The following is a 220-nucleotide window of genomic DNA, read 5'->3' as shown; positions in this document are numbered from 1 at the left end:
GCTGCCCACAGTTCTTCGCAAACGTGAGGAGCAAAGGGGGCAAGCACAATGATGAAGCGGGCCTTACCGTTGAAAGAGACAGTGTAGTTAATCACATCTTCTTTTAGGTACTCTTCGTTGAAAGCCGGCCAAGTAGCATCACACACCGAAGTAGTATGGCCGATAGCTGCCCACAGTTCTTCGCAAACGTGAGGAGCAAAGGGGGCAAGCACAATGATGA

1 protein-coding gene is annotated in these 220 nt (G+C 50.5%); it reads right to left on the bottom strand.

Annotated elements, in window-relative coordinates; translation table 11 throughout:
* Nucleotides 1-220: class I tRNA ligase family protein (locus KB213_RS12530; RefSeq protein WP_211683592.1), on the bottom strand; the 220-nt coding region annotated here is incomplete at both ends.

Origin of the sequence: Neokomagataea anthophila (assembly GCF_018122595.1) — a bacterium.
Lineage (GTDB): Bacteria > Pseudomonadota > Alphaproteobacteria > Acetobacterales > Acetobacteraceae > Gluconobacter > Gluconobacter anthophilus.
The sequence above is the reverse complement of the archived record's forward strand: the minus strand, read 5'-3'. Positions and strand labels throughout refer to the sequence as shown.